Genomic DNA, 24,171 nt, shown 5'->3' on the forward strand with positions numbered 1-24,171 from the left:
CGTAATTTGCCGATCCATGCGACCAGGCAGCATGGCCGGCCCGTCGTCAATGCCGAGGTTCTTGCAGCGTTTGAGTGTGCCGCGGGCCGTGCCGGCGGGCATTGTTGCCGCGCTGCTGGTGCTGATCAGCGGCTGCCAGATGCAGTTGCCTTACCCTCGCGATGCCACCGACGCGGCATTGTTCGGGCCAGTCGCCATGCGGATCCATCCGATTTTTACACAGATCAAGGACTGGACCGGCGACGACCGGCCTGACGGCATCGAGGCGCTGATCGAGCTACAGGACCAGTTCGGCGATCCGACGAAGGCTTCGGGCCGCGTGATTTTCGAGCTGTACGAATACCGTCCGTACGATCCGGACATCCGGGGGCGGCGGTTGGTCAACCCGTGGATCGGGGACCTGAGCACGCTGGAGTCGCAGCGGCAGCGATGGAACCGCACCAGCCGCACCTACGGCTTCCAGCTCGCATATGATGGGATTCGACCGGATCGTCCGTACGTGTTGACCGCGACCTTCGAGCTGAACGCCGGGGGGCGGTTCTTCGACCGGATCATCCTTGAACCCACGCAACCCAAGGCAAAGGAGCCGCGAGGTGTTCAGCCAGAGCAGCCAGAACCAACCGGGCGAGCAGAGCAGCCACTCGCCCCCGCCACCACAACAACCGGGCCATCCGCACCATGAGCCGCTGTTGAAACTGGATCCGGTGCCGGCGTTGCTGAGCCGGGCGCGGGCGGAGTTGTCGGGGGAGTTTGATTTTTCCAGGCCGATGCGGGTGAGCCGCGCGCCGGGGCGGCTGGATGTGATGGGGGGAATCGCCGACTACACCGGCTCGCTGGTCTGCGAGGCCACACTCGATCGTGCCGCCGCCGTGCTGCTTCAGCCGCGCGCCGACCGGCAGATTCAGGTCTTCTCGTTCAACCTTCTTGATGAGCATCAGCCGTTCACGTTCCGCATGCCGCTGGAGCGCATGGCCGAGTGCGACGCCGAAACGCTGCATCGCGAGTTTGCCGAGCCCGGCCGCAAGTGGGCCGGCTACATCGCCGGCTGTTTGTTCCTGCTTCATGAGCAGGGACTGATCGATCTGCGCAACGCCGCGATCACGGGGCTGAACCTGGCGCTGTACAGCACGGTTCCCCTGGGGGCTGGCATCAGCTCGTCGGCGGCCATCGAGGTCGCGACCATGATGAACCTGGTCGATCACTTCGACGTTCGCTCAAAGCTGGATCCGATGAAGCTGTCGGCGATGTGCCAGTCGGTGGAGAACCGCATCGTCGGCGCACCGTGCGGCATCATGGATCAGGTGACCAGTTGTTATGGTGAAGCGGGGGCGTACCTGCGGCTGGTCTGCCAACCGCACGAGCTTCAGCCGCCGCTGTTTCTGCCACGCGGTTTCCGCACGATCGGGATCAACAGCAATGTCAAGCACAGCGTGGGCGGGGGGATGTACGTGCGGACACGTTGCGCGGCGTTCATGGGTCATGCGATCATCCTGGCCAAAATGCGCGAGATGGGCCGGGCCTCGGGACGCGAGCTGCTGGAAGACCCGATGCGCGGCTACCTGGCGAATCTCAACCCGGACGACTACAAGAACTTCTTCCGCCCGTACCTGCCGCGGAGAATGAAAGGCAGCGAGTTTCTCCAGCAGTATGGCCAGACGATCGACCGGGCGACGCGAGTTGAGCCGGACGTGGAATACCACGTTCAGCAGGCGACGGACCATCACGTGATGGAGGCCAGACGCGTGCGGCAGTTCTGCGAGTTCGTCGAGCACGCCGCCCGACTGGATCCGGACGATCGGCAGCGTTACGTGCTGATGGATAAGGCCGGTCACCTGATGTACGCGTCGCACCGGTCGTATACGGAAGATGCGCTGCTGGGCGCGCCCGAGTGCGATCTGCTGGTGGATTTGGTGCGTTCCAACGAGCGGGCCGGGCTGTATGGGGCGAAGATCACCGGCGGCGGCAGCGGAGGCACGGTGGCGGTGCTGTGCGAGATCGGCGCCCGCGCCGACGACGCGATCGAGCAAATCATGCGAACCTACGAGCGTCGCACGGGCCACAAACCCGAGGCCTTCATGGGCACCAGCCCCGGCGCCTGGCACGTGGGCACGGCGGTGGTGTGAACCGCTCGAACCAGACCCCATTGGACCGGCCAATTCTTATTCACGATAACGATGATATAGTGTAATAGCGTTGCGCGTCATTACCCTAAGCGTAAATAAGAACCGCGGCAGGAATGGAAGTTACCGACTTTCAAGCAGATGCGCCGGGCAAGATTATCCGGGACCCGAACGGCCATTGGACGTTCATCCCGGATCCACTGCCGCCTCGATTGGAATGGACCAGCAGCTTGGTCAACGATGTCTCTCAGGCGGAGCGTGCCTTGGGGCGACTATCGGGCTTGGGCTACCGATTCCCCAACCCCGAACGCCTCGTTCGCCTGTTTCTGCGCCGCGAAGCGGAGCTGTCCAGCCGGATCGAGAACACCCACGCCAAGGTCCGGACTCAACTTCTGTTCGAGCATTTGCCGGAAGTCGAGCGCGATACGCCCGACGTGCGCGAGGTCAGGAACAACTTCGAGGCTCTGGAGTATGGGCTGCATAGTGTGCAGCATCGCCCCCTGTCGCTGGGACTGATCAAGGAGATGCACAAGATCCTGCTCCGCGGCGTGCGCGGGCAGGAAAAAACGCCGGGCCAGTTCCGCAACATCCCGGTCCATATCGGCCGCAACAACCGGATCGAGGAGGCCCGCTTCGTTCCGCCGCCAGCCCATGCAGTCGAGCCCTGCATGCGCCAACTCGAACAATACATCCGGCATCCGGATGGCCTGCCGCCGATCGTTCGCGCGGCCGCAGTTCACTACCAGTTTGAGGCGATTCATCCGTTTGCCGACGGTAACGGCAGGATCGGGCGAGTACTGATCCTGCTCATCCTCTGTACGGAGAACACACTGCTGCTGCCTCTGCTGAACCCAAGCGCGCCGCTTGAACGCAGTCGTCGCGAGTATTACGACCTGCTTCTGGAGGTCAGCCGGCGCGGCAACTGGGGGCAGTGGATCGCCTTCTTTGCGCGTGGCGTCAGCGAGGAGGCAACAGCGTCTATCGAGCGCATTGAACGTTTGGAGCAATTGCGTGAGCAATACCAGTCCCACGTGCGAACTCGGCGAGCTTCGGCGCTGCTGCCGCGACTGGTGGATCAGCTATTCGTCGATCCCACACTGACACTCGGCAGCGTGATGAAACTCTTGAAGATCAAGGCGCCTTCGGCGCAGAAACTGATCGACAAGCTGGTCCAGGCCGGCATTGTGCAGGAAGTGACCGGAAAGCAGCGGAATCGTGTCTATCTGGCGCAGCAAATCATCGAAGTCTTGGGAGACACGCCATAGCCTCCCAACAGATTCTCTGCCGCGATTTCGATTAACATAACGGTGATGAGCGTTCCGATGCCCAACCCCGACGAGATTGTACGCCGGCTGATCGAGTTTCAGTCCCTGGTTCGCGATGCGGTGGTCAAATCGCACGGGCGGCAGGGGCTGGCGGAGGTGGCCAGGTCGGCGTCGGCGGACACGATTTATACCATCGACGCGGTCGTCGAGCCGGTGCTGGAGGACTTCTGCCGCGACTGGGCCCGGACCACACCGCTGGTGCTGATCGCCGAGGGCATCCAGGACGAGCATGGCAACGAGGGGGCCAAGGTGTTTCCCGAAGGATCGCCGCAGGAGGATGCGCAGATCCGACTGATCGTCGATCCGATCGACGGCACGCGCGGGATCATGTATGCCAAGCGTCCGGCCTGGGCGCTGGCAGGGGTGGCGCCAAACAAGGGTCCGGGCACGCGGCTGCGGGACATTGAAGTGGCCGTCATGACCGAGCTGCCCACGAGCAAAATGGGCTTTGCGGATGTTCTGTGGGCGATCAGGGGGCGCGGGGCGCACGCCAAACGCATCGACCTGCGCAGCGGCGATTCGCAGCCGCTGGCGATCCGCCCCTCGCAGGCCGACAACATCGCCCACGGCTTTGCCGGTGTGAGCAACTTCTTCCCCGGTACCAAGCTGCTGGCCAGCGCGCTGATGGAACACATCGCACGACAGATGCTTGGCAGCACCGATGTGACGCGCGCCACAGTCTTTGAGGATCAATACATCTCCACGGGAGGGCAGTTCTACGAGTTGATCGTCGGACACGACCGGTTCAATGCCGACCTGCGACCGCTGTTCTATCGCTGCCAGCCCCAGCCGCTGGGTTTGTGCGTCCACCCGTACGATGTGGCCACGTGGCTGATCGCCGAGGAAGCCGGCGTGATCCTCACCGACGGCCTGGGCCGACCCATGGACGGGCCGCTGGATGTCACCAGCAACCTGGGCTGGGCGGGTTTTGCCAACCGTAAGCTGTATGACAAGATTCAACCGTTGATCATCGAGTTCTTCCGAATCTGGGGGATCACGTAGATCCAAAGAAGGATCAAACCAGCCGTGGGTGGGACTTTGCCTGGCCAGATGTCGTTGGCGGATGAGAGGCCGGCGATTCAGCGGACTTTACACTCGGGATCATGGCCTTATAGTCGGCAGGCATGAGCACAACGAGCACGATCAGGGCCTCGGATCCGATCAAGGTCTATGACGCCCGCTGGGAAGTTGACGAGTTCAACGATGAGCAGGTTCGCCGCCTGTTCGAGGCAACACTGGCCTACGGGCGGCTGCTGGGCGTGGACACGATCACCCTCACGCGAGATGCCCGGCTGGGCTGCGCGCGGGTGATGGAGCTGGGGATTGACGTGGCCATGCGGATGGGCTTGCGCATCTACCTGCGGACCGAGCCGATCAGCACGCCGCAAAGCTACTTCACGACGCTGTACGTATCGCAGGAACATCCCAACACGATGGGCCTGGCGATCACCGCGTCGCACAATCCCCGGCAGTACGTGGGGATCAAGTTCACCGTTCCGATCGTGCATGCGATTGGCTACGACTGTGGCCCGCTGGGCGGGTTGACCAAAATCCGCCAGATCTATCACAGTGATGAGAAGTTTGCGCCGGTGTCCGGCGGGTCGCTTCATCTGCTGGACCTGGGACGCGAGTACGTCGATTTCTCGCTGAATCAGGCGGGAATCAGGCCGGCAGAGCTGCAAGGCGTGGGCGTGGTGCTCGACGCGTTCAACGGTTCGGCCGGGCCGGAGATCATCATGGCCCTGACCAAAGCCGGCGCGCGGGTCGAGCCGCTGCGCTTCGTGCCGGATGGAAACTTTCCCACCGGATCGCCCAATCCCACCAGCCAGGGGAAGATGAACAACGCGGTGGAGCTTGCGCGGACGCGTCACCGCAACGAGCCGGACACGGCCTGGACGGTGATTGGAATTGACGGCGACGGGGATCGCATCGTCTTCGGAGATCATCGCGGCATCCTCACCGCCGGCTTTGCTTTCGTGCCGATTCTACAGACGTGTCTCAAGGCGGCGGGCGCGCCTCAGGCCGTGCCGGTGCTCTACGATCCGAAGGTCAGCCCGCTGGCGCTGGCCCAGTGGGGACGCCTGGGCGCCAAGCCGGTGCTTTTCCGCAACGGGCACTCGCAGATCAAGGATTACATGACACGCATCGGCGCACTGGCCGCCGCCGAAGAGTCCGGGCATTACTACCACCGGATCACGATGGGCAATCTGACCATCAGCGGCGAAAACTCGATCATGACGATCCTGCTTTTCCTGGGGGCGCTCAAGCAGCAGCCGAAACTCATGGATCAGCTCTGGGATCTTCAGAGGCAGGTCTTCACGACCGGAGAGTTCAACTATCAGTTCGACAGCGACGAGGTCCGCGATCGCGCGCTGGACGCGGTAGTCAGGCACTTCGTGGCCGACGGCGCCAGCATGGTGACGGCGACGGCGGACGGGATCGATCTTCAGGGGACATGTCTGTCAAAGGGCGTGAAGCTCGATCCGGGATCGGTGAGTCTGGAGCCCGGCTGGTACAGCGGGTACCTGCGGATCGCGACCAATGAGAAGGCGGTCGTGCGAAGCTACTTTTCCGCCGGACAGACCGCGATCGGGAAGCGCGTTGAAGCCCAGGCCAGACACATCCTGGAACACGACTTCGCCGGACGCGTGATCGACTGAAGCCCCGCATGAGCCTACCCGTGGCGTTGCATTGCGATCTGCCGGTCGGCAGACTGTCCGTCCGACAGGAGGCATGGCCATGAAATGTCTGGCGAACTGGGCGTCGTTGGTGCTGTCGATCAGCGTGGGCTGGTGTGCCGCGGCGGAGCCGGCGACGCGGCCGGCGGAAGGCGGGCCGCCAGCGACGCAGCCCGCGGCGTATCTGGTCACCCCCATGCGCGTCGCGCAATTCAAGGGAAGCGACAGCTACTGCTATGTCGAGGCGGAGACGACCTTCGCCGACCTGAAACAGACGATCGATCAACTGCTGCCAAAGATCGAAGCGGCGATGAACAGCGGTCGGGTTCAGCCCCAGGGCGGGTTGATTTTCGTCTATCAGGGCGCCACAACCGACCCGAGCAAGTCGTTTCGGCTTCAGGTGGGCGTGCCTACCCGCGGCGCGGTGGGCGAAGCGCCCGACGGTGCCATGATCCGGAAGCTTCAACCGCTGCGCGCCGCCTCGGTCATCTTCAGCGGCGAGTTGCTGGATCTTCCCCAGGCCTATCAGAAACTCTACGCCGAGCTGTTCGCCGCCGGGCTGACTCCCACCGGCGAGACGCGTGAGCTGTACCTTTACTGGGAAGGGCCGGAGTCGAACAACAACGTGGTGCTGATCCTGGCCGCCGTGAAATAGCTCCATTTCCGGTTTCAGGGGTGTGAGCGCGGGTTGCACATACCGATGATCGCGGTCGAGATCGACAACGTGACCAAGACATTTGGCCGGCATGTGGCGGTGGCGGACCTTAGCCTGCGCGTGCCGCAGGGCAGCGTCTACGGCTTCATCGGGCCCAACGGCTCGGGCAAGACCACCACCCTGCGGATGATCATGCGCATCCTGCACCCGGATCGCGGCCACATTCGTGTTCTGGGAGAGGAAAAGTACGGGGCGGCCAACGACCGCGTCGGCTACCTGCCCGAAGAACGCGGGCTGTACAAGCAGATGCGGGTTCGCGACCTGCTGCGTTTTTATGCGCAGCTCAAAGGCCATCGTCCCGGCAGACAGGAAATCGACGGCTGGCTGGCTCGCCTGTTTCCTGATCAGGATCCGCTTCGTGTCGGCGGGCTGAAGATCGAGGCACTGTCCAAGGGAATGAGCCAGAAGGTGCAGTTCATCGCCACCGTGATCGCCAGACCTCTGCTGGTGCTGCTCGATGAGCCGTTCAGCGGTCTGGATCCGGTCAACGCCGACGTGCTGCGCGAACTGGTGCTGGAGCTTCGGCGAAACGGAACCACGGTGATCTTCTCGACCCACGACATGACCGTCGCCGAGCAGTTGTGTGACGCGATCTTCATGATCTACCGCGGACGAAAAGTGCTGGACGGGACGCTGCGGGAGATTCAGCAGGAGCACGGGCGCGATGTGATTCGCGTGCGGCTGGACTGCACCGCCCGCCCGATGCCGCGACTGGACGATCTGCCCGGCGTCGTCGGGGTTACCGACTTCGGCAATTACCAGGAGCTTCGCACCGCTGCCGACGCCGACACGCAACAGATTCTGGCGGCGCTGATGTCCCGCGGTCGCGTTGAGCACTTCGAGATTGCGCATCCGAGCTTGCAGGACATCTTCCGGCGAATCGCGCAGCCGGGAGTTGATGAGCAAGGACCAAAGCCAGCACCAGACCAGCGCAGCGATGACACGCTCGCCCCTTCGCCGGTTCGTCACTTCTCCGTTTCATCCGGGCCGGAGGTTCCATGAGAAAGATCCTGGTGATCGCGGCGCGCGAGTACAGCGCGGCGGTGAAGACCAAGAGCTTCATCGTGAGCCTGGTGCTTCTGCCACTGATGATGAGCGGCGGAATCCTGGCGCAGCGGGCGACGGAGAAACTGGCCGACACCACCACACGTCGTGTGGCGATCATCGACCGCTCGCCGGGAGAGAAGCTGCTGGCGGCGATCGAGCAGGCGGTTGGGCAGCACAACCAGACGGGGATCTATGACGGGTCCGGTCGGCAGGTACGATCCCGCTTCGAGCTGGAGCGGATCGATCCGACACGCTTGGCCGAGCCGTCGGCGGCGGATCAGGTGCGGCTGGAGCTTTCGCATCGCGTTCGCCGGGGGGAATTGCTGGCCTACGTCGAGATCGGCCCGGACGTGCTGGGCTGGCCGGCTGCATCCGCGACCTCGCCGGGCACAGGCGCATTCGCAGCCGAGCAGCAGGACGATGCTCTTCCCGAACACGACCGGGACAAGATCCGCTACTCGTCGATGCGGATCACCTATCGCGACTTCGTGCGGCTGTTGAGCGAGGCGCTGCCGCAGGCCGTGATCGGGCATCGCCTGGCCCAGCAGGGGATCAGTTACGAGCAGCTTCGCCCGCTGCTCACTCCGCCGGGGATTGTCGATCGCGGCCTGGCCGAGCAACGCCCGGACGGACAGATCGTGTACGAAACCAGAAAGAGTCGCATGAGCGCAGCGGTGGGCGTGCCGCTGGGTCTGGTGATGCTCATGTTCCTGGTGGTCATGATCGGCGCCAGTCCGCTGACGGCCAACGTCATCGAGGAAAAGCAGCTTCGCATCGCCGAAGTGCTGCTGGGCAGCGTGCGTCCATTCGAGCTGATGATGGGCAAGCTGCTGGGAGGCGTGGCGGTGGCATTGACGCTGGCGGCGATCTACTTCGGCGGGGCCTACTACCTGGCCGTGCGACAGGGGGTGGCGCAGTACCTGACAGCCAACACGATCCTGTGGTTCGTGTTTTTCACGGCGGTGGGGACATTGATGTACGGCTCGATGTTCGTCGCCGCCGGCGCCGCGGTTACCAACATCAAGGAATCGCAGAACATGATTCTGCCGGTGATGCTGGTGATCATGCTGCCGATGTTCGCGCTGGGATCGCTGGTGCAGGATCCGGGCAGTCGCCTGGCGGTGGCGGTGTCGCTGTTTCCGTTCTCGGCGCCGATGGCGATGATGGCGCGGCTGGCGGTTCCCCCGGGCGTGCCGACCTGGCAGTTGATCGGCTCGGCGCTGCTGGTGGTGCTGACGACCCTGGCGGTCGTCTGGTCCGCCGGACGAATCTTCCGCGTGGGAATCCTGATGCAGGGGCAGGCGGCCCGGCTGTCCGAACTGGCCAGGTGGATCATCCGCGGCTGATCGGCGGATTTTTTTTGCGGCGGGCGGAACGTCCCTGCTCATCCGCACTTGCGCAACCGCCGCATTGTTTTGCTCGCACCACGGGTTGACAACGACCGACGGGTGTGCACAAAAGGTTCGCAGTCCGTGGGCCAGGCTGGTAGACTCGTGATCTGCCAGCCCTGGTGATCTGTGAAGGATGTAAGGTGTCTGACGCGGCGGCGTCACTAACTGGGGAGGCTCCCGTTGGGTGCGAATGGAACCTGCGTTGAGTCGCCGACTTCGGCCAGAAGCGCGCAGGAATTGCTTGCGGAGTTTCAACAGACCGGCCGGCAAGAGCCGTTCGAGGAGATTGCGCGCCGTTACGCGGGCATGGTGTACAACGTGGCGCTTCAGGTGACGCGCGATGTACACGACGCCGAGGACGCGACGCAGGCCACGTTTCTGACCCTCGCGGTTCACGCCAAGACCGCCGGCAAGATCCGTTACGTCGGGCCGTGGCTGCGCAAGGTGTCGCATCGTCTGGCTTTGGACATCCGTCGCTCCAAGAAACGTCGCGCTGCGCGCGAGCAGCGTCACGCCAGCGAAAGTGCCCGGCTCAGCGGTTCCGCCAATGGCAACGGACACGGCAACGGCAATGGTTACGGCCACGCCCGCGGGGCCGACGGCTCCGTGTCGGCTGGGCTGGACCTGGAAGAGCTGCGGCACATTCTTCGCGAGGAGCTGGACAAGCTTCCGGCCAAATACCGCCTGCCGCTGATTCTGTACTATTTCGGCGGGCTGTCGCCGCACGAGATGGGCAGGGAGCTGCGGGTTAACACCAGCACGCTGGGCGTTCGCCTGCACCGCGGGCGCAAAATGCTGGCGCAGAGCCTCAGCGAGCGTGGGGTGACGATCAATCTGGCGTTGCTTGGGGGGTTGCTCGGCGGCTTGGTGGAAACTGCGGTGCGCGACCGGATCGTGCGTGGCAGCTCGGCGGCCGCGGCGCACGTCGCCGCCGCCGGTTTCGCCGTCAACAGCACCATCGCGCCGCTGGAAGTGCTGGGTCTGATGCAGAAAGCGGCGTCGGCGATCATGTGGTCGCGGCTGCGCGGGCTGATCGCCGCGTCGGTGCTGGTGGTTTCGACGATCGCCGGTGCAGGCCAGGTGCTGGACCGCCTGGATCTGATCGACCTGAAGGCTCTGCCCAACGTGGACTTGATGCGCCACCTGCGTCCGCTGCTCGATCGGATTTTCAGCCCACCGCACCTGTCGATCCCGGAGCTGAGCCGAGCTGCTCAACAGACCGGGCAATTCGAAGCACCGACCGTGTCCGTGCCGACGCTTTTCGCGTCGCCGACGGATTTGTCGCTTGCTGTGGGGATTGAGCTGGCACCCCCGGCGGCGGACTGGCAATCATCGTATTTCGTCGATACTCCGAATGATCTGTCTGAGGCGGCGCGGCAGTCGGTCGCGTCGGATCGCCATGGGACGCCAGCGACATTTGCATTGACCTGGCACCCGCCGACGGTTCGTACGTCGCCCGCGACGCTGCTGGCCGCTCTCCCGGACGCTGCGCACACACCTTCCGCGCAGGCCAACGTTCGAAACAGCTACGTGTCGAACATCGCCGCGCCGCTGTCGCTGGCCAGGCAGTGGTCTGCGGCATCGCAGAAGCATTCCCGGGCGCAGTCGCCGGGGTCATTCACCCCCGGGCAGATTGTCGTCGATCGCCTGGTTGTCGATGCTTCCTCCGGAGGCGCCAGTGCAAGTGTGATGGGCGATGCGGCGGTTTCTTCGATGGGAACCGAGGCGGCGCGCGGAAGCGTCGTGTTCCGCCAGGGCACGTTGCGAGCGGATCGACTCATCGTCGGGGATCAGGCAAGCGGCTCATTGCAGCACCTGGGCGGGCGGATCATCGTCAAGGATGAATTGACGATCGGCGCCCAGCCCGGCAGCAGCGGCACGCTCGAGCTTCAGAGCCTGGCCAGCAACACCACCACTCCGCGGAGCGAGGCTGGCGCATCGGGTGTTGGATCGCGTCCCGCCAGCGGTGGCAGCGTGCGCGACGACGGCGCAAGCAAGATCACCACGCCGCGGCTGGTGGTCGGCGGCGCCGGTAACGGCACGCTCAAGCAGAGCGGCGGGCAGATCGACGTGACCACCCCCGCCCACAACGGAACCGCCGTCGTTGCCGCCGACTCAGGCAGCACAGGCGACTATCGCCTGGGCGGCGGGACTCTCTCGGCCGACACACTCATCGTCGGCCAGCGTGGCGACGGCAGCCTCACGCAAACCGGCGGAAAGGTCAATGTCACCACGGCGATCGTCGGCAGGGAATCGGGCGGCAAAGGAACCTGGTCGGTGGTTGCCGACGCGGGCATCAGCATTCGCGCCCCGCAGGACACGACCGACGGCATGCTCGATCCTCAGGAGTTTACACCCTCGACGCCGGGTTCCTCTGTCTCCGCACCCCGGTATCAGCCCACGCCACAGATCATCGTCGGAGAATCAGGAGAAGGAACCGTCCAGCTCAAGCCGGATCGATCCGAGCCGGTGATCGAAGAAGCCCCCGGCACGGCCGGCGCGGTGCTGGCGGTGCGATCCAGGACCGGCGGCGCCGGAACCTTCGTCGGTTGGGGCGCGGTGCGCACCACCGGGCCGATCGTGCAAAACGGTCAGATCATCGCCGACGGCGATGGGCTGTCGCGCACGCTCGACCTGACCACCGTTTCGGGAATCTACAACACGATCGAGAACCCCAACTCCGGCGGGACCAATGGCTGGTACGCCCGCGACGGTGGAAGGCTCATGCTCCCGCCGATCACCATCACCGCCGACCGCGCCTACAACTGGGGCGAAACGTCCGACGATCCGGTCATTGATCTGGTCAATTCCGTTCGCCTCACGCCGCACGGCGTAACCACCGAAGGTCTGCTCAGTCTGACCCTGCTGGATCCCGGTTCCAGCGAAGTTCCGGCACTGCCGCAAGACACAGTGGCGATCGGTGTGTGGCGGATGATCGGGACGCTGGATCTGACCTCTCTGGATGTGCTGGTGCGGTACGACGAGCTGCTGGCCGAGCAGTTGCAGCTCGACGAGCGCACGCTGGGGCTGTGGACCTTCGAGCAGGGGGGCTGGCGGCAGGCGCAGCTTGCGGCCGGCATCGACCTGGAACAGAACCTGGTCTGGGGCACCGTCGGAACCAGCGGTCTGCCGTCGTATCTGGCGGTAAGCGGCTCCCCCGCGCCGGCCGCGGCGGTGGTCCCTGAGCCGGCGGCTTCGCTGCTGGGTGTGGCCCTGGCGGCGGGGACGCTGCTTCGCCGCCGTCGCACGGCCACTGGTTGATGCCGGTTAGGCCTGATGTTCCCGTGCCCGAATCGCGTCGCGCCGATTCAGCACCAAGTCATTGCAATCAGATCCACTGGTCGCGGATGAGCTTCAACTGCGCCCAGTCGGTTTCGTTGAACCATTCGGGGCAGTGGTCGCCGCTGCCCATCAGCTTCAGGAAAAATTGCTCGGCTTCGTCTTCGATCTGCTCGCGCGACTGGCCCATGCTCAGCCGGGCGGCATACAGATCGTCCTCGGCGCTGGCCAGCCGAAGCGCCTCGTAGCCGCAGTATTGCCGCACCAGGTCGGCAAGCTGCTGGTAGAACATCCACACATCATCATCGGGATAAGGCGGCGGCTGGCAGTGCCGCTTGAGGGCGTGGCGGAAGTATTTGAGTTTCTGCTCCCACGACAGATTCGGATCAAGCGCCAGGGTGATGTACTGCCCGACTTTCGCGGCCTCGTGGGCGTGGACATCGCCCTGCTTGTCGGCTTCGTGGACGAGTTTGGCGTAATAGCTCTCCGGGCGACCGATCTCGGGCATGGGAGGAAGTTGGCGCGTCTGGTTGTACGCCATCGCAAATGCCTTCCTGCTGTGAGGGTCCGCGGTGGAGCACCGGGAAGATGTGAGTAACGCTGACGAGCAGCCGACCGCGTCCGCGATCGTCGTCGATGCAGTTGTTGCCGACCCACCGCCGACCTGACGTTCATAGTCTACCGCAACTGGCTTGCGGCGGACAACAAAAGTTTTTCCGCCAACCCAGGAATCTTCAAGTCGCACCCCGCGGCATTCGCCCAGAAACCGACTGTACGTATCGCGTCGATTGCTCAGCAAGGCTGGTTCCTCCTTCACACTGATTTCGCTGTCCCCGAAACGTTGCATTCATTGGTTCCTCGGGCAAAGCCAATCTCGACGACACGAAAGTTATCAGACTGCTGCGGGCGGGGCTTTGGGCAAATGCTGCAACGGAGATTGGAATTGACGAACATATCCCCCTTGCTGCAAACCTTTGCACCTCCTTTGCCTAAGGCTGGCGGCAGATTGGCGATCCGCTGGCGTTGGCAGTACGATGAGCGGCGGCATATGGCGGCGGACCCACCAGTGGCCGAACCAATCACCACAACCACGGCGGCAGCCCCCGGCACTGACCTGCCCGGGGCGCACCCCACCGATGCGCCCCCGGCCAGGCTCCGCATGCGCGGAATCGAAAAACGCTTCGGTGCCACCGTTGCCCTGGCCTCAGTGGACTTGGATGTGCAGGCGGGCCAGGTGCTGGCGCTGGTCGGGGAAAACGGCGCCGGCAAGAGCACGCTGATGAAGGTCCTCTCAGGCGCTCACCAGCCCGATGCAGGCCAGATGTGGCTCGACGGCCAGCCCTACAAGCCAAGGCATCCGCTGGACGCTCGCATGGCGGGCGTGGCGATGATCTATCAGGAGCTGTCACTGGCGCGGCACCTGTCGGTGATGGAAAACATCCTGCTGGGAATGGAGCCGACGCGCGGGCCGCTGGTCCGCTGGAGCGAAGTGCGCGCCCTCGCCGCCAATGCTTTGGGCATCCTGGGACGGTCGGACATTCCGCTGAACATCCCCGTAGGTCGGCTCTCGGTCGCCGAACAGCAGCTTGTGGAGATCGCCCGCGCCGTGGCCATCGGCTGTCGCGTGCTCGTGCTGGACGAGCCCACCAGCAGTTTGGGCGCCCGCGACATCCAGCGGCTGTTCGAGCTGGTCCGGCGGCTCAAGAGCCAGGGGCAGGCGATCGTTTACATCAGCCACTTCCTGGAAGAGGTCAAGGCGATCTCCGACCGTTTCACGGTGCTGCGTGACGGCCGCAGCGTTGGCGGGGGAGCAACCGCCGACGCCACGCACGATCAGATCATTCAGCTCATGGTTGGGCGCAGGGTCGAGGATCTGTACCCTCGCTCGCCGCGAAGCCGCGGGGAAGTCATCCTTCAGATCGACGATCTGGCCGGGACGCGCAAGCCGGTGTCGGCGAGCCTGAGCCTGCACCGAGGCGAAGTGCTTGGCATCGCCGGCCTGGTCGGCGCCGGACGCACGGAGCTGCTCCGCGCGATCTTCGGTCTGGATGCGGTTCGTCGCGGGCAGATTCGAGTGGCGGCGTATCAGGGGCCGGCTTCCCCGGCGCGGCGGTGGGAGCAGGGCGTGGGCATGGTCTCGGAAGATCGCAAGAACGAAGGCCTGGCGCTGGGGTTGAGCATCGCCGACAACGTCACGCTCTCCAGCCTGCCGATGCTGCTCAGCCCGGCCGCTCAGGATCGGGCAACGCAGGGCTGGATCGCCCGGCTGGCGATTCGCTGTCGGCATCCGCGCCAGCCGGTGCAGTCGCTTTCCGGGGGCAATCAGCAGAAGGTGGCGCTGGCGCGTCTGCTGCATCATGATGTGGACGTGCTGTTGCTGGACGAGCCGACGCGCGGCATCGATGTCGGCTCCAAGGCCCAGATCTACAAGGTGATCGACGAGCTGGCCTGCCGCGGACGCGCGGTGCTGATGGTCAGCAGCTATCTGCCGGAGCTGCTGGGCGTTTGCGACCGCATCGCCGTGATGTGCAAGGGGCGGTTGGGTCCGGCCCGGCCGGTCGAGCAGTGCGATGAGCATCAGATCATGCTGGAAGCGACCGGCGCCGAGACGGAGGATCACGCAGGCGCGTAGCGTGGGCATTACGACTGCCTCCGCCGCGCATGGATGTTGGAGAAGTTCTGGATGAGCCTTCTGAGTTACCAAACGCTGCCAACCGCAGCCGAAGGCGCCGCCGATCGGCGCGCCCGTCTGGCGCAGCTCGCCAGCACGCTCGGGCCGCTGGTGGGGCTGGTCTTCGTGTTCACTCTGTTCACGGTGATGGTCTGGTCTCGCACCGGGCGGCTGTCGTTCCTGACGATGACCAACCTGGAAGTGATCCTGCTCCAGACCGCCGTCGTGGGTATCGCGGCGCTGGGCATGACGCTGATCATCATCTCCGGCGGGATCGACCTTTCGGTGGGATCGAACATCGCGCTGGTGACGGTGGTGGTGGCGCTGATGCTGCGCGAAACCGCCGATCCGCAGACGTTCGCCTCGCCGATGTGGGCAGCGCCGCTGGCCGTTGTCACGGGCATTCTCGCCGCCACCGCCATCGGCGGCGTCATCGGGCTGCTGATCACGCAGCTTCGGCTTTCCCCGTTCATCGCCACGCTTGGCATGTGGGGCGCGGTTCGCGGTCTGGCCAAGGGGCTGGGCAACGAGCAGACCGTGCAGGCGCCGGAAACCTGGGTCAACGAGCTGCTCCGCCTGCTGCGACCGGACGAACGCTGGATGATCTTCACGCCTGGCGTGTGGATCATGCTAGTGCTGGCGCTGCTGGTGGCGGGGATGCTTCGCTACACGCGATTCGGGAGGCACATCTTCGCGATCGGCTCCAACGAGCAGACGGCGCGGCTGTGCGGCGTGCCGGTGGCGCGGACCAAAATCCTGATCTACCTCACCGCCGGCGCGCTGGCGGGCGTGGCCGGGCTGCTTCAGTTCTCCGGGCTGACCATGGGCGATCCCACCACCGCCAACGGACTTGAATTGAACATCATCGCGGCCGTCGTGATCGGCGGCGCCAGCCTCAGCGGCGGACAGGGCTCGATCCTGGGCACGATCATCGGCGCCCTGATCATGAGCGTCGTCGCCAAAGGCTCCAGCGCCATGGGCTGGCGAAACTGGCACCAGGAGATCATCACTGGCGGGATCATCATCCTGGCCGTCACCCTCGACCAGCTTCGCCAACGCCGCAGCACGTAGCACCGGGCACGCGCCGCTGAGTGGCGGGCAGGAGCCTTACAGGCCTGCGTCATCACGGCAGCACTTCGATGCTCAGAAGCTTGTCGCGGTCGCCGGTGGGGTCGGTGTCGTAGTTCAGGCAGGTGTCGATGCCCTCGCCGCCGTCCATTCGGTCTGAACCGGCGCCGCCGTCGAGGGTGTCGTTGCCGGCCTGCGCGAAGAGCCGATCCCCCGCCGTGGATCCGATCAGCAGATCGTCGCCCACATCGCCGATGATCGCGTCGCGGCCGTCGCCGCCATCGAGTTGGTCGTCGCCATGATCGCCGTAAAGCCGGTCATCGCCCGCTTCGGCAAAGATGGTATCGTCGTTGTGGTCTCCCTTGATGCGGTCGATGCCGTGGCCGCCACGGATCTGATCACGTCCGCGTTGTCCCCAGATCTTGTCGTTGCCCGCCTGGCCATAGATCACGTCGGCGCCGAACCATCCCAGCAGCGTGTCGTTTCCGTCGCCGCCCAGCAGGGTGTCGCGGCGGAGCGACCCGAAGATGCTGTCGTTCCCCGCGCCGGCGAAGACAGTCGCGGAATGATCCAGTGTCTGTAGATCCACCGAATCGTCACCGTTGCCGAGCACGAAGCGCTCGAAGGTGTCGTCGATGTCATCGTTCTCTCCGGCGGCGCCGTCGTTGGCCTGGCCGTCGGTGCTGATGCTCAAAGCCTGGGAGCGATCCGCATAGCTGATCAGGTCGATGCCTGCGCCGCCACTGATGCGTTCGCCCGCCGGGGAGCCGGAGACGGTGTCGTTGCCGTCGCCGCCGTCGATGGCGATGTCGAAGGCATTTGGCGGCAGCGAGCTGAGGGTAATCGCGTCGCGTCCGCTCATGCCGTTGACGCGCACCGCCCCGAAGATGGCCGGCCAGTTGGTGTCGGCGCCTCCCAGCGTCGTGGTGATCTGCTGCGGCGTGGCGCTGGAGACGCGCATCACGTCATTGCCCGCCGTGCCGTCGAAGACCAAAGCATTGATCCATGTGGCCAGCACGGCGTCGTCGTCGGCGCCGTTGTTGATGATGGTGGCGGCGGCGAGTCGCGTGCCGGCGACCATCGCGACCGCCGGCGCATTGCTAACGACGTTGTTCACTCCGACCACATCCAGGGACTGGGCGCTCAGCGGCGTGCCGGTCGGGGAGAAAAAGCGTCCCTGGTTGACGCCGTCGGTGACATTCTTCCAGGCCAGCAGGAAGCTGCCGTCATCGTCGTTAAGGCTGATGCGTGGATAGTGCAAATCGCCGCTGCCGGGAAGATTGGCGCGGGTTTCGCCACCCTGTGCGGCGCCGGAGCCATCGTAGCGTTGGAAGAAGATCTCAAAGTCTCCGCCGCTGGCGCTGGAGTCCCAGGCGATCACGTACTGGCTGGCGTCGGGGGTGATGTCGATGGTGGGAGATCCCTGGTCGGCGGTGGTGGTGGTGTTGACCAGTTGCTCGGCACCCTGCGGGTTGCCGTTCGTATCGTATCGCTGCGCGAAGACTCCCACGCCGTCGCCGTCGGTCGCGTTCCAGTCGTGCCAGGTGACGATGAAGCGGTGATCGTCGGCCATGGCCACGTCCGGAGCATTCTGATTGCCGGCGGTGGTGGTGTTGATCAGGAACTCTGCGCCGACGGCTGCGCCGGAAGCGTCGTAGCGTTGGCCGTAGATTCCATCCGCCGAGCCGTCCTGCCCGCCGGTGCTGACCCAGACGATGACTGCGGTGCGATCGCCGGCGACAGCGACGGTGGGTTCGTTTTTGGCGGTGGAGTTGTCGGAGTTGACGGTGAACTCGGCGCCTGCGGGAGTTGCGTCCGCCGCCATCCAGCGGGCGCGAATTCGCCCCGGGACCACGCCATCGTCAAGCCAGGCGACCAGGAAGCTGCCATCGGAAGCAACGGCAACGCTCGGATGGGTCTGGCTGCCGGAGGTGCTGGAGTTGACCAGGACCGGCGAGCCGACGAACTGCCCGTCGGGACCGATTCTTCTGGCGACGATATCAGCGCCGCTGCCGCCGCTCACGTTGGTGTCCGACCAGACGATCACGCCGAAGCTGTCGCGATAATCCAGGTCTACTGTTGCCTGCGTGCCGGTCGTGGCGGCGTGCGCGATGACGGCGGGGGTCTGCTCGATGAGCGTGGCATTCAGAAGCCGCCGTCTCTCCAGAGGCTCCAGAACCGCGGTGGACAGTGAATGCACCGGACGATTGGGTAGGCTGCTGTGCTGCATAGACCTGGACCAAAAGGGAGTCTTGAATTTGCACTGGACCGCCGCGCATTGCGTCGCGGGCGATCGAAACCGCCGGCCGCCGCCGAGATGGCGTGCCCCCGTACTTATCGGACAGTCGGCGTGCGTGGCTTGTGCCGGGATTGGTTAAAAAGCAGGAACAATGGGGGGCAGGATCGGGCCGAAACTGCCCGGATCGCGCAGATGATGCGCGACGCCTTTACTTTTGGCCCAAAAAACGCTATCACATCGCCCGTTGGCTGTATTGTCTGCTTCTCAGTTGCCCGGGACATGATTCAGACATGTTCGCCGGGGGCTGGAAAATCAGGATGACCGCTCGCACATGGAGGTGCCATATGGCCCGTCGCCGGTTCCTCAGACTTTTAAGCACATCATTGATCTGCCTGGCAGTCGAGGTGTTGTGTTGCCCGTCCTTTGTGCGTGCCCAGGAGCCGCCCGCTGTTGCTGATTCGGAGGTCGAGAACTCCAGGTTCCAGGTCGCCGGGGTGGTCAACGCCAATGCGGTCTTCGTCCGCAGCGGCCCCAGTGAAAACGACTACGCCACAATGAAGCTGGACAAGGGCGCGCAGGTGATCGCGTTGGGCGAGAAGTTCAACTGGCTGAAGATCCTGCCGCCGGAGGGAAGCTTCTGCTATGTGGCCAAGGCATACGTGAATCGTGCCGGCAACGGCAGCGTGGGGCAGGTGACCAATACGCTGAATGTGCGGATCGGCAGCAGCCTCAATCCGTTGAAGACGAAGGTGGCGACGAGGCTGGAGCCGAACCAGATGGTGCAGATCATCGGGGAGCAGGACGAGTACTTCAAGATCAAGCCGCCGCCGGGGGTTTACCTGTACATTGCCAAGCAGTTTGTGGATCCGGTGAAGAAGCTGGAGGGAGCGGAACAGCCCTCGCCGCTGCCGCCGCAGCCGCCGATCGCCGAGCAGGCTGTTGAGCCGGCTCCGCAGGGGCAGTCGCCGGACCGCGCCGGAACTGGCGAGGCAGCCGCCGATGGCTCGGCCGGGTCGCAGTCGCAGGAGTTGTCCGTTGCCCAGGGTCCGACAACTCAGCCGCAGGCCAGCGACTCGGCGCCACCTTCCACGCAGCCGACCGTCAATGCTGAAATGGAGTTCGACCGGCTTGAAGCCGAATACGCCACGATCAGCCAGCAGCCGCTGGATGAACAGCCGGTCGAGCAGTTGCTGGCGGCATACGAGAAGCTGGCCGTCGCGGAGGGTTTGCCTGAGTCGCTGCGGCGAATCTGCGACTTCAAGATCAGCGTGCTCAAGACGCGTGCTGAGCTCAAGAGCCAGTACGTCGAGACGCGCCGCAGCCAGGACAGCCTCAAGCAGAAGCAACTGGCGCTGCGTGCCGAGCAGCAGGAACTGCAAGATCGCATCCGTCAATCGGAGGTTCAGTTCTTCACGGCGGTCGGAACGCTGCGGACCAGCAGCCTTCAGCAGGGGCAAAGCACGCTGTACCGGCTGACGGATCCGTCCAACGGGCGAACGGTCGTGTATCTGCGCAGCGATGATGCGAAGCTGGGCCAGTACATCGGGCAGTTCATCGGCGTCAAAGGCGAAGTCGCCAACGACGCGGCGCTGAACCTGCGGATTATCACGCCCACGGAGTTCACGGTCGTGAACCCTGCGAAGGTAGGCACCAACGTCGCCGCACAGATCGTTCCGCCGAGCCTTCTGCCCGGCAGCAGCGGCACGGCCAGCGCGGGCACGGAGTGATCCGCCCACGCCGCAGTCCCGGTCGTGGCGCGTGGATGATTTCTGCAATCCGCTGTTGGCGGCGCCCGGAACCTTCTCCCCGCGCCGCCAGCAGCGTGCCGCCGACGGGCAGCAGCTCGCCAACCGGCAGTGTCCGCTTTTCACCACTAATTCGAGTCACCAATCAGCCGATAAAGGAGAATAGTCAGCGCCTGTCGTTGCTCGCCGCGACACGTGAACCTCTGGCCGAAAGGTTCGGCAGATGTCGCAGATCAACCCGTTTACCGGGTCCATCCTCCAGGCACCGCATGTGCAGCGGCAGCAGGCCGCCGACAAGGATCGGCAGGTGCGCAAGGCGCACGACCAGGCGAAAGACGCGGCGCTGGCTGACGACCGGCTGGAGCATCAGGTCGAGAGCGCAGAGGAGCTTCAGCCCATCCAGCGGGATGATCGCCGCGAACGACACTTCAAACGATCCGCTCACAAGCATCCGCCGCTGGTTGATGAAGAGGACGGACAGTCACCGCACATTGATCTGACTGCCTAGGCCGCCGCGATTCACCACTCCGCCGCGCGTATGTGCTGATGGATGTTCTGGCTGGTCAACGATTCCAGCGGCACCGCCTGCTGGATGTCGAAAGGTCCGACGCGCGTTCGCCGCAGAGCAGTCAGATATCCCCCGACGTTCAGTTTCTCACCCAGATCGCGCGCCAGGGCACGGATGTACGTTCCCCGCGCACACTCGATTCGCATATTCAGGTCCGGCCAGGCATAATCGAGCACTTCGATCGAATAGATGCGCACCGGTCGTGGCTCCAGTTGGACTGTCGCACCACGACGGGCGCGGTCACAGGCGCGCCGTCCGGAGAGCTTGATCGCGCTGTAGACGGGCGGTCGCTGCTGGATTAATCCGACAAAGCTCTGTATCGCCTGTTCGATCTGCTCTCGTGACGGCGGCATGGGGACAGGCTCCCAGGGCCGTTCGGGCGATTCGATGTCGTCTGTGATGGTGGTCGCGCCAAGACGGATCCGCGCTTCGTAGGTCTTGGGCATATCCATGATGCGCTGGCTGTGCCGGGTGGCGCCCCCGATCAGCAGCACCAGTACCCCTGTGGCGAAAGGATCCAGAGTGCCGGCATGCCCGACTTTAGTGCCACGAGGCAGCAAACGCTTGACGCGATCCACCGCCTGCGCGGAGCTGATCGAAGCGGGTTTGTCCAGAATAAGCAGACCCTCGGTCATGTGTGTCACTGTTACGGTGCTGCAAATGAGTCTCAACTTGTATTTTGGAGTGGTCCGCTATTGCTCGCGCAACTTCCTGTTGATTAAGATCATATCCGTCTCTTCACGGCACTCCTAACCAGCGTGCCTGGGCAACACGCAAGGGCCACACCTTTATGATCTGGAACAAGCAGCGAATCCTCGGGCAACTGCGGAAGCTGCATCGCATGGGTCGGAATATATCCTATTCCAACCTGGCCCGCAGCCATCCGTCGTTGCTGTCGGCGGCAGCATATCACTTCGGATCGTACCGTGCGGCGGTAGAGAAAGCTGGGATCGACTATGCCGAAGTCTCGCAACGCCCGCGCTGGACCAGGCAACGGATCATCGCCTTGATCAAACAGGCCAGGCGTGACGGTCAGGACCTGCACTGGGGCGCGGTGATCCGCCGGGGGGATCAATTGTCCCGCGCCGCCTTCGCCGCGGTTCAACCGCGGCTGTTCGGAAGCTGGGTGCGGGCGCTTCACGCCGCCGGACTCGATGCCGATCAGATCTCGCTGTACCGAAGCTGGAACCGCGACCTGATCGTTTTCGAATTGCGTGCCCGCGCTCAGCAGCGCGAAGCCATGAACAGCGGCGCGCTCCAGCGGGATGATCCCGGACTGCATGCCGCGGCGATCAGGCATTTCGGAAGCTACGATCAGGCTCTGCGCGCGGCGCGGTTGGACCCGGCGGTTCACCGACAACGCAGACGCTGGACACGTCAGTTGGTGATCAGCGCATTGAAGCACGCGGCGCGCAATGGCGAACACCTTTCGGACACGGCCGTTCGCCGCGGACACTCGGCATTGTACGGGGCGGCGATCCGCCTGTTCGGCACCTTCACCGCCGCTCGCCGCGCCGCAGGCGTGAAGCTGCTCCAGCACGCCAGACGCAAGCGCACCGACCCCTGAACCACCGGGGCGTTCGTCGGTTGCCTCGAGCCGTTCCAAGCCACCAGGCTACTTGCTCAGCTTGCGATACTTGATCCGATGGGGCTGGTCGGCATCGATGCCCAGCCGCTGGCGACGATCGCGCTCATAGTCCTGATAGTTGCCCTCGAACCACACGACCTGCGAATTGCCCTCGAAGGCCAAAATGTGTGTCGCAATGCGGTCCAGGAACCAGCGGTCGTGGCTGATGATCACGGCACAGCCGGCGAACTGCTCCAGAGCTTCTTCCAGCGCCCGCATCGTGTTCACGTCCAGGTCATTGGTCGGCTCGTCCAGCAGCAGCACGTTGGCCCCGCTCTTGAGCATGCGGGCCAGATGCACGCGATTGCGCTCGCCGCCGGAAAGCCTGCTGAGTGGCTTTTGCTGGTCGGTCCCGGTAAAGCCGAAGCGCGCGACATAGGCCCGACTGTTTACTTCGATGTTTCCCAGCCTGATTTTTTCCTGACCGTCGGAGATCGCCTGCCAGATCGTGTCGTCCGGACGCAGCGCATCACGGCTCTGCTCGACGTAAGCCAGCTTCACCGTCGAGCCGATTCTGAACTCGCCGGCATCGGGTTTCTCCTGTCCGGTGATCATGCGGAACAGCGTGGTCTTGCCGCTGCCGTTGGGGCCGATCACGCCGACGATTCCCCCCGGCGGCAGCGAGAAATTCAGATCCTCCATCAGCAGGTTCTGGCCGTACGCCTTACGCACGTTCACCGCCTCGATTACCCGATCACCCAGCCTCGGTCCGGGCGGAATGTAAATCTCGATCTCGCGCTCCTGTTGTCGCTGATCCTGATTGAGCATCTGCTCATAGGCCTTGAGGCGGGCCCTGGATTTGGCCTGCCTGGCGCGCGGAGAGGACCGCACCCACTCCAGCTCGCGCTGGATCGCCTTCTGCCGCGCCGTTTCCTGTCTCTCCTCGATCGCCAGTCGCGCCTTTTTCTGCTCCAGCCACGATGAGTAGTTCCCTTTCCAGGGAATGCCCTGTCCGCGATCCAGCTCCAGGATCCACCCCGCGACGTTGTCCAGGAAATAGCGGTCATGCGTCACGGCGATTACGGTCCCCTCGTATCGCTGAAGATGCTGTTCCAGCCACGCCACCGACTCGGCATCCAAGTGGTTCGTCGGCTCGTCCAGAATCAGAATGTCGGGCTTCTGGATCAGAAGACGACACAAGGCCACCCGACGCTTCTCTCCGCCGGAAATCACATCGACGAGTGTTTCCGGCGGCGGACAGCGCAGCGCGTCCATGGCCATCTCCAGCTTCTGGTCGATGTCCCAGGCGCCGATCGCGTCGAGTTTCTCCTGCACCTGGCCCTGACGCTCGAGCAGCTTGTTCATCTGCTCATCATCCATTGGCTGGGAGAACTTCTCGTTGATCTGCTCGAACTCGCGAAGCAGCTCGAAGACGGGCCTGGCTCCCTGTTCAACAATCTGGCGGACCGTCTGGCCCGGCTCCAGTTGCGGCTCCTGCTCCAGGTATCCGATCGTGTACCCCGGCTGAAGGACGATTTGCCCCTCGAACTGCCTGTCCACGCCGGCCAGGATTCGCAGCAGCGTGCTCTTGCCCGAGCCGTTGAGTCCGAGCACGCCAATCTTGGCTCCGTAAAAGTACGAGAGGTAGATGTCCTTGAGGACGACCTTGCGGTCGTAGGATTTACTGACTCCGATCATCGAGTAGATGATTTTGTTCGGCTCGTTGCTCATGGTCGCAAGGCTGCGGCAACCGCGGCG

At 64.1% G+C, this 24,171-nt stretch carries 18 protein-coding genes; 14 read left to right on the forward strand and 4 right to left on the reverse strand.

From position 1 onward, the window contains the following. Window positions 1–16 precede the first annotated feature (16 nt). The 9 genes from ACQS5P_RS16185 to ACQS5P_RS16225 all read left to right on the forward strand — a co-directional run bounded on the left by ACQS5P_RS16185 (window position 17) and on the right by ACQS5P_RS16225 (window position 12,537). Complete coding sequence (locus tag ACQS5P_RS16185) at window positions 17–682, forward strand: hypothetical protein (RefSeq protein ID WP_428937655.1); 666 nt, start codon at window positions 17–19, stop codon at window positions 680–682. After that, window positions 594–2,123: a galactokinase gene (locus ACQS5P_RS16190; protein WP_428937656.1), complete on the forward strand. Its 1,530-nt coding sequence runs from the start codon at window positions 594–596 to the stop codon at window positions 2,121–2,123. Before ACQS5P_RS16185 ends, ACQS5P_RS16190 begins: the two co-directional genes overlap by 89 nt. Window positions 2,124–2,236: 113 nt before the next feature. Continuing rightward, the gene (locus tag ACQS5P_RS16195; protein ID WP_428937657.1) at window positions 2,237–3,385 is read left to right on the forward strand and encodes a Fic family protein; all 1,149 of its coding nucleotides are present in this window, start codon (window positions 2,237–2,239) and stop codon (window positions 3,383–3,385) included. A gap of 45 nt (window positions 3,386–3,430) precedes the next feature. Continuing rightward, the gene (locus ACQS5P_RS16200) at window positions 3,431–4,447 is read left to right on the forward strand and encodes an inositol monophosphatase (RefSeq protein WP_428937658.1); all 1,017 of its coding nucleotides are present in this window, start codon (window positions 3,431–3,433) and stop codon (window positions 4,445–4,447) included. Between the two features lie 122 nt (window positions 4,448–4,569). After that, window positions 4,570–6,105 (forward strand): hypothetical protein, encoded by a 1,536-nt coding sequence (locus ACQS5P_RS16205; protein WP_428937659.1) that lies wholly within the window; start codon window positions 4,570–4,572, stop codon window positions 6,103–6,105. 79 nt (window positions 6,106–6,184) lie between these two features. Further along, the gene (locus ACQS5P_RS16210; protein ID WP_428937660.1) at window positions 6,185–6,778 is read left to right on the forward strand and encodes a GyrI-like domain-containing protein; all 594 of its coding nucleotides are present in this window, start codon (window positions 6,185–6,187) and stop codon (window positions 6,776–6,778) included. 45 nt (window positions 6,779–6,823) lie between these two features. Then, window positions 6,824–7,840, forward strand: a complete 1,017-nt coding sequence (locus ACQS5P_RS16215; RefSeq protein WP_428937661.1) for an ABC transporter ATP-binding protein — start codon at window positions 6,824–6,826, stop codon at window positions 7,838–7,840. Next, window positions 7,837–9,231, forward strand: a complete 1,395-nt coding sequence (locus tag ACQS5P_RS16220; RefSeq protein WP_428937662.1) for an ABC transporter permease — start codon at window positions 7,837–7,839, stop codon at window positions 9,229–9,231. Before ACQS5P_RS16215 ends, ACQS5P_RS16220 begins: the two co-directional genes overlap by 4 nt. A gap of 225 nt (window positions 9,232–9,456) precedes the next feature. Further along, window positions 9,457–12,537, forward strand: a complete 3,081-nt coding sequence (locus ACQS5P_RS16225; RefSeq protein ID WP_428937663.1) for an RNA polymerase sigma factor — start codon at window positions 9,457–9,459, stop codon at window positions 12,535–12,537. A gap of 67 nt (window positions 12,538–12,604) precedes the next feature. Here ACQS5P_RS16225 and ACQS5P_RS16230 read toward each other — a convergent pair whose 3' ends face one another. Then, window positions 12,605–13,096, reverse strand: coding sequence for a hypothetical protein (locus tag ACQS5P_RS16230; RefSeq protein ID WP_428937664.1), 492 nt, complete (start codon window positions 13,094–13,096; stop codon window positions 12,605–12,607). 525 nt (window positions 13,097–13,621) lie between these two features. On the opposite strand from ACQS5P_RS16230, the gene ACQS5P_RS16235 reads away from it, so the two are divergent. Next, a complete protein-coding gene (locus tag ACQS5P_RS16235; protein ID WP_428937665.1) occupies window positions 13,622–15,187 on the forward strand; it encodes a sugar ABC transporter ATP-binding protein in 1,566 nt (521 codons plus the stop codon). A 51-nt stretch (window positions 15,188–15,238) separates the two neighbouring features. Next, window positions 15,239–16,297 (forward strand): ABC transporter permease, encoded by a 1,059-nt coding sequence (locus ACQS5P_RS16240; protein ID WP_428937666.1) that lies wholly within the window; start codon window positions 15,239–15,241, stop codon window positions 16,295–16,297. Between the two features lie 52 nt (window positions 16,298–16,349). On the opposite strand, the gene ACQS5P_RS16245 is transcribed toward ACQS5P_RS16240, so the two are convergent. Beyond that, on the reverse strand, window positions 16,350–18,524 hold the full coding sequence (locus tag ACQS5P_RS16245; protein WP_428937667.1) for a calcium-binding protein: 2,175 nt from the start codon (window positions 18,522–18,524) through the stop codon (window positions 16,350–16,352). A gap of 353 nt (window positions 18,525–18,877) precedes the next feature. Here ACQS5P_RS16245 and ACQS5P_RS16250 point away from each other — a divergent pair, with 353 nt between their 5' ends. Together ACQS5P_RS16250 and ACQS5P_RS16255 are read left to right on the forward strand one after the other, a co-directional pair. Continuing rightward, window positions 18,878–20,260, forward strand: a complete 1,383-nt coding sequence (locus ACQS5P_RS16250) for a hypothetical protein (protein WP_428937668.1) — start codon at window positions 18,878–18,880, stop codon at window positions 20,258–20,260. 241 nt (window positions 20,261–20,501) lie between these two features. Continuing rightward, entirely contained in the window at window positions 20,502–20,786 is a 285-nt protein-coding gene (locus ACQS5P_RS16255) for a hypothetical protein (RefSeq protein ID WP_428937669.1), read from the forward strand. A gap of 11 nt (window positions 20,787–20,797) precedes the next feature. Here ACQS5P_RS16255 and truB read toward each other — a convergent pair whose 3' ends face one another. Next, window positions 20,798–21,481 carry a tRNA pseudouridine(55) synthase TruB gene (gene truB / locus ACQS5P_RS16260; RefSeq protein WP_428937670.1) on the reverse strand — a complete coding sequence of 228 codons (684 nt, stop codon included), beginning with the start codon at window positions 21,479–21,481 and terminating at the stop codon, window positions 20,798–20,800. Between the two features lie 155 nt (window positions 21,482–21,636). Between truB and ACQS5P_RS16265 the strand changes: the two genes are divergently transcribed. Further along, complete coding sequence (locus tag ACQS5P_RS16265) at window positions 21,637–22,413, forward strand: hypothetical protein (RefSeq protein ID WP_428937671.1); 777 nt, start codon at window positions 21,637–21,639, stop codon at window positions 22,411–22,413. 48 nt (window positions 22,414–22,461) lie between these two features. Here ACQS5P_RS16265 and ettA read toward each other — a convergent pair whose 3' ends face one another. After that, window positions 22,462–24,144: an energy-dependent translational throttle protein EttA gene (ettA, locus tag ACQS5P_RS16270; protein WP_428937672.1), complete on the reverse strand. Its 1,683-nt coding sequence runs from the start codon at window positions 24,142–24,144 to the stop codon at window positions 22,462–22,464. Between the last annotated feature and the right edge of the window lie 27 nt (window positions 24,145–24,171).

Source organism: Fontivita pretiosa, from assembly GCF_050410795.1.
In the GTDB taxonomy this organism is placed as follows: domain Bacteria; phylum Planctomycetota; class Phycisphaerae; order Tepidisphaerales; family Tepidisphaeraceae; genus Fontivita; species Fontivita pretiosa.

Excerpts from the sequence above, each read along its gene's own strand:
- ACQS5P_RS16265 (WP_428937671.1), top strand. The coding sequence starts at position 21,637 with ATGATCTGGAACAAGCAGCGAATCCTCGGGCAACTGCGGAAGCTGCAT.
- ACQS5P_RS16205 (WP_428937659.1), top strand. The coding sequence starts at position 4,570 with ATGAGCACAACGAGCACGATCAGGGCCTCGGATCCGATCAAGGTCTAT.
- ACQS5P_RS16185 (WP_428937655.1), top strand. The coding sequence starts at position 17 with ATGCGACCAGGCAGCATGGCCGGCCCGTCGTCAATGCCGAGGTTCTTG.
- ACQS5P_RS16215 (WP_428937661.1), top strand. The coding sequence starts at position 6,824 with ATGATCGCGGTCGAGATCGACAACGTGACCAAGACATTTGGCCGGCAT.
- ACQS5P_RS16250 (WP_428937668.1), top strand. The coding sequence starts at position 18,878 with ATGGCCCGTCGCCGGTTCCTCAGACTTTTAAGCACATCATTGATCTGC.
- ACQS5P_RS16240 (WP_428937666.1), top strand. The coding sequence starts at position 15,239 with ATGAGCCTTCTGAGTTACCAAACGCTGCCAACCGCAGCCGAAGGCGCC.
- ACQS5P_RS16230 (WP_428937664.1), bottom strand. The coding sequence starts at position 13,096 with ATGGCGTACAACCAGACGCGCCAACTTCCTCCCATGCCCGAGATCGGT.
- ettA (WP_428937672.1), bottom strand. The coding sequence starts at position 24,144 with ATGAGCAACGAGCCGAACAAAATCATCTACTCGATGATCGGAGTCAGT.
- ACQS5P_RS16200 (WP_428937658.1), top strand. The coding sequence starts at position 3,431 with ATGAGCGTTCCGATGCCCAACCCCGACGAGATTGTACGCCGGCTGATC.
- ACQS5P_RS16220 (WP_428937662.1), top strand. The coding sequence starts at position 7,837 with ATGAGAAAGATCCTGGTGATCGCGGCGCGCGAGTACAGCGCGGCGGTG.
- ACQS5P_RS16245 (WP_428937667.1), bottom strand. The coding sequence starts at position 18,524 with ATGCAGCACAGCAGCCTACCCAATCGTCCGGTGCATTCACTGTCCACC.
- ACQS5P_RS16255 (WP_428937669.1), top strand. The coding sequence starts at position 20,502 with ATGTCGCAGATCAACCCGTTTACCGGGTCCATCCTCCAGGCACCGCAT.
- ACQS5P_RS16210 (WP_428937660.1), top strand. The coding sequence starts at position 6,185 with ATGAAATGTCTGGCGAACTGGGCGTCGTTGGTGCTGTCGATCAGCGTG.
- ACQS5P_RS16195 (WP_428937657.1), top strand. The coding sequence starts at position 2,237 with ATGGAAGTTACCGACTTTCAAGCAGATGCGCCGGGCAAGATTATCCGG.
- truB (WP_428937670.1), bottom strand. The coding sequence starts at position 21,481 with ATGACCGAGGGTCTGCTTATTCTGGACAAACCCGCTTCGATCAGCTCC.